15 protein-coding genes are annotated in these 12,367 nt (G+C 69.4%); 9 read left to right on the top strand and 6 right to left on the bottom strand.

Annotation, left to right across the window (positions count from 1 at the left end; genetic code table 11):
• The first annotated feature begins 74 nt into the window (after positions 1-74).
• On the top strand, positions 75-1,379 hold the full coding sequence (locus tag ACIQTT_RS08500; RefSeq protein ID WP_402788515.1) for a CynX/NimT family MFS transporter: 1,305 nt from the start codon (positions 75-77) through the stop codon (positions 1,377-1,379).
• 9 nt (positions 1,380-1,388) lie between these two features.
• On the opposite strand, the gene ACIQTT_RS08495 is transcribed toward ACIQTT_RS08500, so the two are convergent.
• Together ACIQTT_RS08495 and ACIQTT_RS08490 are read right to left on the bottom strand one after the other, a co-directional pair.
• Complete coding sequence (locus ACIQTT_RS08495) at positions 1,389-2,204, bottom strand: MOSC domain-containing protein (RefSeq protein WP_402788513.1); 816 nt, start codon at positions 2,202-2,204, stop codon at positions 1,389-1,391.
• A gap of 181 nt (positions 2,205-2,385) precedes the next feature.
• On the bottom strand, positions 2,386-2,571 hold the full coding sequence (locus ACIQTT_RS08490) for a DUF3073 domain-containing protein (protein WP_029259537.1): 186 nt from the start codon (positions 2,569-2,571) through the stop codon (positions 2,386-2,388).
• A 148-nt stretch (positions 2,572-2,719) separates the two neighbouring features.
• Between ACIQTT_RS08490 and ACIQTT_RS08485 the strand changes: the two genes are divergently transcribed.
• Positions 2,720-3,271 (top strand): universal stress protein, encoded by a 552-nt coding sequence (locus ACIQTT_RS08485; protein ID WP_402788511.1) that lies wholly within the window; start codon positions 2,720-2,722, stop codon positions 3,269-3,271.
• Between the two features lie 14 nt (positions 3,272-3,285).
• On the opposite strand, the gene ACIQTT_RS08480 is transcribed toward ACIQTT_RS08485, so the two are convergent.
• A complete protein-coding gene (locus ACIQTT_RS08480) occupies positions 3,286-3,942 on the bottom strand; it encodes a CatA-like O-acetyltransferase (RefSeq protein WP_402788509.1) in 657 nt (218 codons plus the stop codon).
• A gap of 86 nt (positions 3,943-4,028) precedes the next feature.
• Here ACIQTT_RS08480 and ACIQTT_RS08475 point away from each other — a divergent pair, with 86 nt between their 5' ends.
• The gene (locus tag ACIQTT_RS08475; RefSeq protein ID WP_402788507.1) at positions 4,029-4,799 is read left to right on the top strand and encodes a CPBP family intramembrane glutamic endopeptidase; all 771 of its coding nucleotides are present in this window, start codon (positions 4,029-4,031) and stop codon (positions 4,797-4,799) included.
• Between the two features lie 108 nt (positions 4,800-4,907).
• Complete coding sequence (locus tag ACIQTT_RS08470) at positions 4,908-5,750, top strand: CPBP family intramembrane glutamic endopeptidase (RefSeq protein ID WP_402788505.1); 843 nt, start codon at positions 4,908-4,910, stop codon at positions 5,748-5,750.
• A gap of 286 nt (positions 5,751-6,036) precedes the next feature.
• Here the strand turns inward: ACIQTT_RS08470 and ACIQTT_RS08465 are convergent, their stop codons facing one another.
• Positions 6,037-6,663, bottom strand: a complete 627-nt coding sequence (locus tag ACIQTT_RS08465; protein WP_402788503.1) for a PadR family transcriptional regulator — start codon at positions 6,661-6,663, stop codon at positions 6,037-6,039.
• Positions 6,660-7,505 carry a DUF4097 family beta strand repeat-containing protein gene (locus ACIQTT_RS08460; RefSeq protein WP_402788501.1) on the bottom strand — a complete coding sequence of 282 codons (846 nt, stop codon included), beginning with the start codon at positions 7,503-7,505 and terminating at the stop codon, positions 6,660-6,662. The genes ACIQTT_RS08465 and ACIQTT_RS08460 overlap by 4 nt, the downstream gene beginning before the upstream one ends.
• A gap of 168 nt (positions 7,506-7,673) precedes the next feature.
• Between ACIQTT_RS08460 and ACIQTT_RS08455 the strand changes: the two genes are divergently transcribed.
• The 3 genes from ACIQTT_RS08455 to ACIQTT_RS08445 all read left to right on the top strand — a co-directional run bounded on the left by ACIQTT_RS08455 (position 7,674) and on the right by ACIQTT_RS08445 (position 9,866).
• Positions 7,674-8,513 carry a MerR family transcriptional regulator gene (locus ACIQTT_RS08455; RefSeq protein ID WP_402788499.1) on the top strand — a complete coding sequence of 280 codons (840 nt, stop codon included), beginning with the start codon at positions 7,674-7,676 and terminating at the stop codon, positions 8,511-8,513.
• Positions 8,514-8,668: 155 nt separating this feature from the next.
• The gene (locus ACIQTT_RS08450; protein ID WP_402788498.1) at positions 8,669-9,052 is read left to right on the top strand and encodes a hypothetical protein; all 384 of its coding nucleotides are present in this window, start codon (positions 8,669-8,671) and stop codon (positions 9,050-9,052) included.
• Between the two features lie 4 nt (positions 9,053-9,056).
• Positions 9,057-9,866, top strand: coding sequence for a nitroreductase family protein (locus ACIQTT_RS08445; RefSeq protein ID WP_336641086.1), 810 nt, complete (start codon positions 9,057-9,059; stop codon positions 9,864-9,866).
• A gap of 86 nt (positions 9,867-9,952) precedes the next feature.
• Here the strand turns inward: ACIQTT_RS08445 and ACIQTT_RS08440 are convergent, their stop codons facing one another.
• Positions 9,953-11,482, bottom strand: a complete 1,530-nt coding sequence (locus ACIQTT_RS08440) for an FAD-dependent oxidoreductase (protein WP_402788496.1) — start codon at positions 11,480-11,482, stop codon at positions 9,953-9,955.
• 85 nt (positions 11,483-11,567) lie between these two features.
• Here ACIQTT_RS08440 and ACIQTT_RS08435 point away from each other — a divergent pair, with 85 nt between their 5' ends.
• Both ACIQTT_RS08435 and ACIQTT_RS08430 read left to right on the top strand, forming a co-directional pair.
• Positions 11,568-11,948 (top strand): fluoride efflux transporter FluC, encoded by a 381-nt coding sequence (locus ACIQTT_RS08435; protein WP_402788495.1) that lies wholly within the window; start codon positions 11,568-11,570, stop codon positions 11,946-11,948.
• Positions 11,945-12,307, top strand: coding sequence for a fluoride efflux transporter FluC (locus ACIQTT_RS08430; RefSeq protein WP_402788493.1), 363 nt, complete (start codon positions 11,945-11,947; stop codon positions 12,305-12,307). The genes ACIQTT_RS08435 and ACIQTT_RS08430 overlap by 4 nt, the downstream gene beginning before the upstream one ends.
• Positions 12,308-12,367: the final 60 nt, after the last annotated feature.

Below are 12,367 nucleotides of genomic sequence, written 5' to 3'. Positions count from 1 at the left end.
CGGGTGGGGGCGCTGCGCTCGCTCAGGAACCGGGTGGGGGCGCTGCGCTCGCTCAGGAACCGGGCGCGGTCGTGATGGGCGCACGCCCGCTCTGGCAGGGACGGGCTCTCGCGCTGATCGGGATCGTGCTCGTGGCGTTCTCGCTGCGTTCGGCGGTCGCCTCGCTGTCGCCGGTGATCGACCACATCTCCCGCGACTTCCCGGTGTCGCCCGTGATCGTCGGTCTCATCGGTGCCGCACCGCCGGTGTGCTTCGCCGTGTTCGGGCTGGTCACCCCGCTCGTCGAACGACGCTTCGGGCTCGAGCGCGTCGCGGTCGGCGCGCTCGCCCTGATGTCGCTCGGACTGATCCTGCGCGGGTTCGCGGGCGACTCGACGAGCCTGCTCGCGGCCACCGTTGTCGTCTTCGCCGGTGTCGGAGCGGGCAACGTGCTGCTGCCGCCGCTGGTGAAGAAGTACTTCCCCGACCGTCTCGGCGTCATGATGACGCTGTACTCGACCATGATGGCGGTCTCGACGTTCGTGCCGCCGCTCGTCGCCGTGCCTGTCGCCGACTCGCTCGGTTGGCGGGTGTCGCTCGGGCTCTGGGGCGGGTTCGCGGTGCTCGCGCTGCTGCCGTGGATCGCGCTGCTCATCGGCGAACGCGGCCGCGTGGATAAGGCATCCGCCCCCGCCGACGTCGTGCTCGACCCGACCGACGGGGTCGACGATCTGACGGATGCCGCGGCCGTCGCCACCGGCCCCATCGCGATCGTGCCGGCCAGCCCGCGCGCGTTCGGCCGGCTGTGGCGGATGCCGTTGCCCTGGGCGCTCGCGCTGGTGTTCGGCACGTCGTCGACCATGGCCTACGTCGCGTTCGCCTGGCTGCCGACCATGCTCGTCGACATCGCCGGCGTCACCCCGGCAACCGCCGGATTCCTGCTGTCGCTGTTCGCGCTCGCCGGTCTCCCGTGCGGTCTGCTGGTGCCGATCCTCATCGTGCGTTTCCAGGCGACGCGGCCACTGTTCCTCTTCGCGGTCGCCTGCGGCGTCGTCGGCGTCGGCGGACTGCTGCTCGCCCCGACGGCCGCCCCGGCGCTGTGGGCGATCATCTACGGGCTCACCGCGATCCTGTTCCCGCTGAGCCTCGTGCTGTTGAGCATCCGCGCGCGCACGCCCGAAAGCGCCGTCGCGCTGAGCGGGTTCGTGCAGAGCATCGGCTACGGCATCGCCGCGGTCTTCCCGCTGCTGATCGGCCTGCTGCACGAGACCACCGGTGGGTGGCAGGTGCCGTTGATCGTCATCATGGGCGTGCTCGTCGTGTCTATCCCCGCGGGTCTCGTGGCCGGGCGCCGCCGCACGATCGAAGACGAGTGGGAGGCGCGGCACGGCCGCTGGTGAGCGCGACGCTCAGAGCACGTGCACCTCGTCGCCGACGCGGATGACTCCCGCCGGCGTGCGCTCGTCGCCCCGCGGGGTGAGCGGGAGGAAGAGGCGTCCGAGCGTCGGTTCGTTCTGTCCGAGCGCGCCGGTGAGGGTCGTGAGAACCTTGACGTCGCGTTCGCCGGTGTCGGGGTTCGCGTGGGTCGCGAGGCAGCGCACGATCGGACCCTCCGTCGTCAGCGTGACGTCGCCGATCCGCACCTCGCCGTCCCAGTCCAGCTCGGCCCAGGCCTCGACACCGTCGATGACGATGTTCGAGCGGAAGCGCCGATCGTCGATCCCCGTGCCCGCCGCCTTGCCCAGTGCCTCTGCGCTGCCGCGGCTGTGCAGAGACACGTAGCCGCGGGCGCGGTCCTGGAAGCGCGAGGTCTCGCCATCGCCGACCAGCACGAGTGGGAGTCGCCCGGGACGCTCGAGGCGTCGACCCTCCCGCGTCGCGCGCACATAGGCGGTGACGGCATCCGTCAGCTCTGCGCGTCCGCCGTCGTCGAGGCCGGCCTCGACGATCACGGCCCCGTCGTGCTCGATCCGTACCCGTGCGCGGGCGTCGTCGTAGCGGGTACGCAGGGCGGCCAAGGCCGGGAAGTCCTGCAGGGCGAGGCCCTTCGCCTTCGGCCAGTGATCGAGGCCGTCACGCTCCTCCGGCGCCGCGGCATCCGCGAAACGGAACGCGAGCACGCGGTCGCCGGCGACCCGTCCGTCGGCCTGCACCGTCAGGGACTCGACCGGTTCGGGGGTGAAGCCCTTGATCGGATGGCGGTAGAGGGCGACGACATGGGGCATGCGTCGATCCTCTCAGATCGTTCGCCGACAACCCGGTGTCTCGCGGGGACGCTTCGACAGGCTCAGCGACCCAGTTTCCGCGACTGGGTCCCTGAGCTTGTCGAAGCGTCCCGCCATCCCACAGCCGGGTACGACGAAACCCCCGTAGGTCGTACGGGGGAGAAGTCGAACAGAGGGGCGGTCAGGCCTTCTCTAGTTCGTCCTCGTCTTCGTCGGCATAATCGTCGGCCCACTTGTCGACGTAGGCGTCTTCGTCGGTCGGGTGACCCAGCTCGCGCTCGAGAGCGGAGTAGTTCACCGACGGACTGTACGCCTTGAGTTCGCGGGCGATCTTTGTGTGCTTCGCCTTCTGACGGCCACGGCCCATGCGCGAGACCCCCTCACGAGTTAAGCGGCGGGTGGTCAGGTCCCGCGGCATTCACGACACCGGTTCGAAGCCGGTAAGAGTAGCATTCAGAATAGCACGCGGGTCAGACCCCCTGGCCTCAGGCGGGCTGGTGAAGGGAGCGATCATCATGACCGAGAACACCTCCACTCCGTCCGACGAGGCGGCGCAGAACGCGGCTCTGCAGAAGGCCGTGATCGTCGGAGTGCAGCCCCACCAGGACGGCCGTGTGGTCGACGAAGCCGTGCGCTACGCCCGATTGCTCGGCGCTCCCCTCGTGGTCGCCCACGTCGACGTGACGCGCTTCGTGACCTACGAGGACCCCGACGGCTACGTGCACTCGGCCCCCATCGACATCAACTTCGATGCCGGTGCCGCCGAGTTCGAGGCCGTGCAGGCGGCGGTCGCCCCGGCCCTCGACGCCTCGGGCATCACCTGGACCGCCCGTCAGCTCGTCGGCGACCCGGCGCTCGCGATCAAGCAGCTCGCGCACAAGCTCGACGCGCAACTGATCGTGATCGGCACCCGCAAGCGCGGCATCGGCGAGAGCATCCGCGAGTTCTTCACCGGGTCTGTCGCCGCCCGCCTCGCGCACCGTCAGCACCGCTCGATCCTCGTCGTGCCGCTGGGAGACCTCGTGCCCGATTCCCAGAAGGAGATCTGGCCGGAGGCTGCGGAGTAGGTCGGGATCGCCGCTCAGGCGCGGACCCAGCCGGGATCGTCGAAGAGCCGCTGAAGGTCGTCGACCAGGCGGCCGGTGTGGAAGCCGTCCGCCGCCGCGTGGTGGATCTGGATCGCCAGGGGCTGGAGCACGCGGCCGTCGCGTTCGACGTAGCGGCCGAGGGTGAAGATCGGCGGGAGATGCGTCCAGGCATCCTTGATCTGCAGTGAGAACGCAGTGAACGTCGTCCACGGCAGGCTCGAGATGTCGAAGGTGTTGGGCGGCGCGTCGGACTGCGGGAACATCTCGGTCGCCGAGCGGTGTGTGCGCAGGAGATCGACGGCGTGATCGTGGAAGGTCGCGAAGTCGGGGTCGTAGGGAGCCCACACGCTCGCGAACGTCTCGCGTTCGGGATTGAACACGGTGAATGAGGGGTGCACCACGTCCCACACCCCCGGTGCGCCGTCGTCCGTCAGCCCCATGCAGAATTGTTCGTGGCGGTTCACGACGTCGGCGAGTGCCCAGATCTGCGTCGGGTACGTCTTGCGTTCTGCCTCGCGGATGGCGGCGGCGAGTCGGGTCGCATCGAGTTCGACCGTGATCGCGTACGTGCAGGGGACCGCGTCCGAGTAATGGCGGAAGTGCTCGGCGCGCGGCCACACGTCGAGATCGATGGGACGGAGAGAAGTCATCCCGTCATCCTTTCATCGGTCGTATCGACGCTTTCCGCATCCCGACGGGGCTGACAGCATCCGCAGGCTTCTGGAATACTCGCGTCATGGCCGACTCCTCGCTTCGCGTACGTCCTCGGGTCTGGATCGGCTTCGCGATCTGGCTCGCCTACATCCTCATCGTTTTCGGCGTGCAGTCGGTGAGCGGCGTCCCGTACGACGAGTGGGGCGACAGCGGGGCCAACCTCTTCCTCGGCGCCGGCGTTTCACTGATCGTCGCCACGCTCCTGCTCGCCGTGACGGCGTCGGTCCTCGGGTGGTGGCGCCCCGCGCTCTTCGACGACGCCCGGAGTCGTCATCGGTGGCCGATCGTCGCGCCCATCCTCCTGGCGATCGTCGCGGTGTTCACGCTCACGCTGACCGACTGGTCGGCCTACGACGGGGCGTTCTTCGCCGCATCGCTCGTGCTGCTCCTCGTCGGCTTCACCGAGGAGATGACCGCTCGCGGCCTGATGGTCGTCGCGCTGCGGAGCCGCCTCTCCGAGGTCTGGGTGTGGTTCCTCAGCTCCGCCGCGTTCGGTCTGATGCACTTCATGAACTTCTTCCTCGGGCAGGATCTCGTTCCGACGATCCAGCAGGTCGGAAGCGCCTTCGCGATCGGGACGGTGTTCTACATCCTGCGCCGCACCACGGGAACGCTCATCTGGGCCATGATCCTGCATGCGCTCTGGGCCTTCTCCGTGTTCGCCGTGGGGCACGGCACGCCCAACCCGCTCGCCCAGTCGGTCGGCCTGCTGCAGATGGTGATCGGCATCCTGGCCATCGTGTTCGTCTGGTTCACCTTCCGCTCCGTGCGGGTCGGCGCGCGCGGCGAATAGCGCGCCGACTCTCCCGAGGAGGAGCCCGCGTTGACACCCGTGAACGAGCCGCGCCAGGATGAGCGTGCGTCGCCGAATCGTCGCGCGCATTCTCGGGAGGGGCGGGGCATGGCCGATTTCTGGCAGTCGAAGGACGGGTTCTGGAATCGCGGCGGATGGTGGAAGGCCCTGCTGGTCACTGTCGCCTACCTCGCCGTCTACCTGGGCATCGGTCAACTCGTCGGCCTCTGGCTCGGGCATCTCATCGACGAGGGCGGTGTCTTCGCCAGCGCCCGGAACGTCGCGATCGAGCTGCTGCTGCCGATCGGAGCGGGCGCGGTGATCATCGCCGCGTTCCTGGTCGCGATCGGATGGCTCAAGCCCGTGCTCGGACGCCAGCCGGTCCGGGGGAGGCCGTGGATGTGGATCGCGGTGGCCGTCGTCGCCTACCCGATCATCCTGCGCCTCATCGGCGTCGACTATGGAGGCTTCGCCGACGGCGTGGTCGTCGTCGCCCTCATCACGGGACTGTTCATCGGCATCGCCGAAGAGCTCGTCACGCGCGGGGCCGGGGTCGCGCTGCTGCGCAAGGCGGGGCACCGCGAGATCACGGTCGCCGTGATCTCATCGGCGCTGTTCGCGCTCATGCACCTCGTCAACGCGATCGGCACCGGTTTCTCGCTGACGATCGTCGTGTTGCTCGTCTACACGTTCTTCTTCGGCATCTGCATGTACCTCATCATGCGGGTCACCGGGAGCATCGTCTGGGCGATCATCGCCCACGGGCTGACCGACCCCACACTCTTCCTGTCCACCGGAGGCATCGACACGGCGGTCGAGGGAACGCAGAACATCTGGCTCACGGTCGCGAGCACCGGCAACTGGGCGGTCATCCTGTTCGGCCTCGTCGCACTGTTCCTCATCCGCGGTCGGATCGGCGAGCCCGCACCGGTCGCCGCCGCGGCTCCCTGAACGGCGGCGAGAATGCGCGTACCGGAGGGTTCATAACTCCTCAGACGCGGGGGTGAAGGGCCGCTTTTCGTGCCCATCGGGGCGGGGCCGGGGAGTTTCTCCGGAGTTATGGCCGGAGAGCTGAAGGTGCACGCAGAAGGTCCCGGTATCGGTGGGCGATACCGGGACCTTCTGCGGGTTGTGCGGGGCAGGGCGCTTCGACAGGCTCAGCGACCCAGTTGCGAGGTCAGCGACCCGCTTGCGAGGTCAGTGACCCAGGTGCGAGGTCAGCGACCCGCTTGTGAGGTCAGGGGTGGGTCTCCGAGATGCCGACGGTGACGGCGCGGGCGGCGGCGTCGAGGGCGTTCTCGAGATCCGTCACGACGCTCGCGGGGAGTGCACCGCCCTGCGCGACGTGGGTGCGCAGATCGGTGCGGATGCGTGCGCGGAACGCGTTGATCACGGCATCCGCCCGATGCATCTCCTCGCGACTCGTCGCGCGGGTGTCGTCGGATGCCGAACGGGGGCGGCTCTTGGCCGACTGGCGTTCGTCGTGCGCGGCGGAGGCGAGGTCGGCCCGGAGGGTCTTCATCGCGTCCTGCACGCTCTGACGCACCTCGTTCGCGATGAGGCGCACCGAGTCGGCGAGCCCCGACTCGATCCCGGCCAGGTCGTTCTCGCGGGAGGCGAGTTCGGCGCGGCCCGCGTCGGTGATCGCGTAGATCGTGGTGCGCCCGTCGACCGTCTTGGTGACGAGGCCCTCTTCTTCGAGCTTCGCGAGGCGCGGGTAGATGGTGCCGGCGCTGGGTGTGTAGGTGCCGCCGGTGCGATCGGTGAGCGCCTGGATGATGCCGTAGCCGTGCTGCGGCGACTCGGCGAGCAGCGAGAGCAGGTAGAGGCGCAGGTCGCCGTGCGAGAAGACGGCGGGGGTCATGCTTCCTCCTCCCATTCCGCGTCGTTCGTGATCGACTCGGGGGTGCGGCGCAGCACCGTGACGCCGCCCGAGACGGAGTTGACCCGCAGGTCGACGAAGCGCCCGGCGAGCTCGCCCTTGGTGCCGGTGTAGTTGCTCGGCCCCGAGGTGCTGCGCTCGATGCCGTCGATGAGGAGGCGGCCGCTCAGCGAACGGATGACGTAGTTCGCGGCGAGCGACTCGTCGAGGCGCACCGTGGTGCCGCCCGAGACGGAGTTCACCGAGATGGTGTTCACGTCGCCGGCGGCGTCGACGGTCGTCGAGCCCGAGACGATGTCGACGGTCGCTTTGCGCACGACGCCGGTGACGGCCACGTCGCCCGACACGCTGTTCGCGTTGATCGAGCCGGTGAGGCCGCGCACCTGCACGTCGCCCGAGACGGTGTTGACGGTGAGGTCGCCGATCAGGGTGTCGACGATGAGGTCGCCCGAGACGGTGCTGAGGCGGGCGTCGTTGCGGATGCCGGAGACGAGGGCGCCCGCGCTGACGACGCCGAGGTTCAGTGCGATCGAGCGGGGCACGGCCACGCTCACCTCGGCGCGCGGGCCGCCGCTGCCGAAGTTGCGGAACACCTCGAGGAAGTTGTCCCAACCCAACTGCGGGTGGTCGATCTCGACCTCGCCGTCGTGGGATTCGATGCGGAGGTCCTTGGTGGTGACGCCGTGGACCTCGATGCGGATGCCGGGTTCGTCGTGTGCGATCACGTCGACCTGTCCGCCGACGAGGCCGACCTTGAGGCGCGTCACGGATTCGATGTCGATGACGCGTTCTTCGCCGGGGGCGATGAGCCACTTCTCGGTCATGTCTGCTTCTCCTGGGTCGAGGATCGAGATATATCGTGTTCAAGGAACATAACACGATATATCTCGACATTGTCAAGAGGTCAGGAGATTCTCGGGTTGGTGGGCGCTTGACATTGACGCTGCGTCAACTTCTACGGTGGAAACATCCACACGGAAGGGGAGAAACGCATGAGCAGTCGGGACTGGTCGATCCAGGAGATCGCCCGCCTCGCCGGCACGACCAGCAGAACGCTTCGTCACTACGACGACATCGGCCTGCTGGCGCCGACGCGCATTGCGGCGAACGGCTACCGCCACTACGACGAGACCGCCCTCGTGCGCCTCCAGCGCATCCTGCTGCTGCGCGAGCTCGGGCTCGGTCTGCCGCAGATCGCGGAGGTGCTGGGCCCTTCGACAGGCTCAGGGACCCAGGGGGGAACAGGCTCAGGGACCCAGGGGGATGAGGCATCCGCCCTCGAGACCCACCTCGCGCTGCTGCGCGAGGAGCAGACCCGGCTGGCGCGGCAGATCGCGTCGGTCGAATCCACCATCGACGCACTGAGAGGAGGTGAAGAACTCATGGCAGAGAACATGTTCGACGGCTTCGATCACACGCAGTACAAGGGCGAGGTCGAGCAGCGCTGGGGCACGAAGGCCTACGCCGACGGTGACCGCTGGTGGCGGAGCATGACGGATGCCGAGCGCGCCGACTGGCAGCGCACCGTCGCCGACCTCGGTCGCGACTGGATCGCCGCCGCCGAGAGCGGCATCGACCCGGCATCCGACGAGGCGCAGGCCCTCGCCCGCCGCCACGTCGAGTGGCTGACGGGAGTGCCGGGGACTCCGGCATCCGCCCTTCGACAGGCTCAGGGACCCAGCGCTGACGTGAAGGGCTACGTGATCGGGCTCGGGGAGATGTACGTCGCCGACCCGCGCTTCGGGGCGAACTACGCCACCTCGTCGGGTGGCACCCAGGGTGCCGAGTTCGTCCGCGACGCACTCCGCGTGTACGCGGAGGCGAACCTGTAGTCCGCCCGATCGGGCCCTTCGACAGGCTCAGGAACCCAGCTTCAGCCGAAACACCCCTTTGTGTACGACCCACCCCGATGCGTGCCGTACCCAAGGGGGTGTTTCGCGCGCAAGGGGGTGGCTCGGCGGAGGAGGGGCGGGCGTATTGTCGGGTCATGACGTGGAGGCGAAGGCGGCGACGCAGCACGGCCGCACCGTTGTTCGTCGTCGCGGCATCCGCTTACGGGGCCAACGCCGCGCTCGGCACCGCCGTGGCCGCGAAGATCATCGACACGCGGAACTTCCGCTGGGTGCACCACGCCCTCTACATCGCGACGTGCGTCACCACCGGACTCGCCGTCGCCGCCGGCCTGTGGGCGCGCCCGCGCCGCGCGAGCCGACGAGCCGCCCTCGCCCTGCTCCCCGCTGCGGCACCGCTCGCGGCCATCCCCTACCTCGGCACGCACAGCGCACGGCATCCGCTCGTCGCGCTGGCCGCCGCACCCTTCATCGTCGCGGGCCTCGTGTGCTCGCGTCTGCCGTCCGCCGACCGGAAGTGACCCCATGGAACTGCTCGACGCCATCCGCCGCCGCAAGACCACGAACGGCGGATTCCTGCCCGATCCGGTGAGCGAGGAGCACCAGCGCATCCTGCTCGAAGCGGCTGGGCGCGCACCCTCGCAGCTGAACAGCCAGCCCTGGCGTTTCGTCGTGATCGAGAACCCCGACACGATCGCGCAGATCTCGCGCATCTCGGGCGAGAGCATGACCGAGGCGATGTCGAACGGCACGTTCTTCGAGCGGTACAAGCCGTACTTCCGGTTCAGCCAGGCCGAGATGGACGAGAAGCGCAGCGGGATGCTGTTCGACAAACTGCCCGCGGCGCTGCGTCCCTTCACGAGCCAGGTGTTCACCAAGCGCGGGCAGAAGCTCATGAACACGTTCGGCGTCCCCAAGACGCTGGGCGAGGAGAACCGCAAGCTCGTCGCCGGTTCGCCCCTGCTGCTGGGCGTGATGCTCGACCGCAGCGAGTACCGGCCGGGGCAGCTCTCGTCGTTCTACTCGGTGTTCAGCATGGGTGCCGCGATGGAGAACATCTGGCTGACGACGGTCGAGCTGGGCATGGGCATCCAGTTCATCTCGTTCCCGATGGAGGTTCCGGGGCGGTGGGACGAGATCGTGCGCCTGCTGCGCGTGCCCGACGAGCTCGAACTCATGGCGGTGTATCGGCTCGGCTACCTGCCGCCCGAGCAGCGTCGCCCGGCGATCGACTGGTCGAGCAGCCAGCGCAAACTCGCCTCGCAGTACGTCTTCCGCGAGGACTGCGAGACGCCGCAGCAGGGGTGGGATGCCGCGCCCCCGCACGCGGACTGATCCCACCGACGTGAGGGGTCAGGACACGCCGCGCCCGCGGCATCCGTTGGGGCGTGTCTTGACCCCTCAGCGGATGCAGGGGCGCGTCAGCGCCGCCCGGTGCGGGGGAGTTCGCGGAGGTCCTTCAGAGCCGGCCCCTCGATGCGCGTGCCGTCGGAGGCGAACCGCGAGGCGTGCAGCGGGCAGTCCCACGTGCACTCGGCGTCGTTCCAGGCGAGCACTCCGCCCAGGTGCGGGCAGACGGCGTCGACCGCGCGCGTGACGCCGTCGACGGTCGAGACGCCGACCGGGAGTCCGGCGCGGTTCGCGACGACGCCCTCGCCCTCGGCGGGGCGCGGAACCGGAACGGGGTGCGTCTCGGCATCCGTCCATCCCTTCACCGCCTCCTTGCCGACCTCGAGGCCCTCCTGCGCACCCTTCGCGAGATCGGCGGGCACCGTCATGCGCGTGGCGATGGTCGTCATCCAGTGCGGCCGCTCGCGCCAGGGCGTGCCGAGGATCTCGGAGGCCAGGCGGATCGCCGCCGCCGGGCCGTTCGACAGGCCCCACTTCGCGTAGCCGGTCGCGAAGCGGATGCGGCCGAGGCCGCGCGGCATCGCGCCGACGAAGGGGAGCTGGTTGTGCGACTGGTAGTCCTGCGCCGACCAGCGGTGCGTCTCCTCGGCGCCGGCGAAGTGCTCCTGCGTCCACCGCACGAGGTCTTCGACCGCCGCCTCCTCGCTGTCGGATCGTCCGACCGGATGCCCGTTCCCGCCCACCACGAGCTGGGCGATCCCGCCCGGGCCGTCGGCATCCGCCACCGGACGGATCGATCGGCTGGGCGAGTCCACCGAGAGGAACGTCTCGGCGGGCACTTCGCCCGGAACGCGGAACGAGACGCAGTACGACCGCATGCCGCTCGTCTTCGTGAAGTACAGCCCGCGGTCGAGGATGGCACTGCCGGTCGCCAGCACGATGTCTCGGGCGAAGATCGGTCCGACGGCGGTCTTCACGTGCGTCTCGGGGATCACTCGCACGCCGGTGGCGCGGATGCCGGTGTGCAGCGTGCCCCCCGCGGCGAGGAAGACCCGGGCCAGGGCATCCGCGACCTCGACGGGATCGATCGTCACCTGATCGTCGAGGGCGACGGCCCCGGCGATGGCGAACGGCAGCGCGTCGAGGTCGCCGGCCGCGAGCATCCGCGTCGGCAGGCCGGCTTCCTGCGCGGCGGCGTGCTGCGCCTCGAGGGTCTCGAGTCCGCTGCGGCCCTGGGCGTACGAGTGGTCGGTGCGGCGGAGGTACGACACGTCGGCGCCGTCGGCGAAGGCGGTGAGCCAGTCCATTCCGGCGCGGTTCGACTCGACGTAGGCGCGGACGAGGCCGGCGGGGTGGTGCTCGCGGATCTCGGCCAGGCGCTTCCCCTGCAGGAGGGAGAGCTTGCCGGTGTTGCCGCCGGTCGCGAGCTCGGCGACATCGCCGGATTCGATGACGGCGACGTCGAGGCCGGCGCGGCTGAGCATCACGGCGGTCGAGAGACCCGTGATCCCGGCGCCGACGATCACCACGTCATGACGCGCGCCGGGCTCGAAGGGAGTGCCGAGGGGAGCGAGGGCGTCGGACTTCCACAGGGGCTTCATGCGCGCCAGTCAACGCGGCCCGCACCGCACCGCCCACGCCCTTGACAAGAGCACGGCGGGCGCTCGCGAGGAGTAGCGTGATGGCGTGACCCTCCGCCGCCTGCTCCTCGTGCTGGCCGGCGGCACGATCGGCACCGCGGCACGGTTGGCCCTGATGCTGCTGATCCCCGATGACGAGGGGTTCCCGTTCGCGATCCTCATCGCCAACATCGTCGGAGCTTTCCTCATCGGCGTCGTCGCGGCACGGCTGCCGGGGTCGCGAGACCTGCGGGTGTTCCTCGCCACCGGCATCCTGGGCGGTTTCACGACGTACAGCACGTTCATGACGGGCACGCTTCTGCTGTCGGCGGATGCCCCGTTGTCGGGTGCGGTGTACGCCGTGGGGTCGCTCGTGCTCGGCCTCGCCGCCGCGGCGGCCGGGCTGCGATTCGGGCGGCCGCGGCGCCCGGCGGAGGTGGAGGCGTGAGCCCGCTGCTCTTCGCCGCCGCCGCGCTCGCCGGAGGCGTCGGCAGCGTGCTGCGGTACGTCGTCGATCAGAGCGTCGCCCGCTTCGCGGGTCGCCGGTATCCGTGGGGCATCCTGCTCATCAATCTCACCGGGTCGTTCGCGCTCGGGCTCGTGACGACGGCTCTTCCGGAGCAGCTCTTCCTGGTCGGCGCCGGCCTGATCGGCGGCTACACGACCTTCAGCACGGCGATGCTCGACACCGTGGCGCTGCAGCGGGGAGGCGCACGTCGAGCGGCGGCCTTCAACGCCGTCGGGATGCTGCTGCTGGGGCTCCTCGCCGCTGGCGCGGGGCTGACCCTCGGCGCGGTGCTGCGGTAGACGTCATCCGCTCCCAGGTTCCTCCCACCCCGAAAATGTACAAATGTACATGTACGGACG

Origin of the sequence: Microbacterium sp. NPDC090225, assembly GCF_044772365.1 — a bacterium.
Lineage (GTDB): Bacteria > Actinomycetota > Actinomycetes > Actinomycetales > Microbacteriaceae > Microbacterium.
This window is presented reverse-complemented; position numbering and strand designations above follow the sequence as displayed.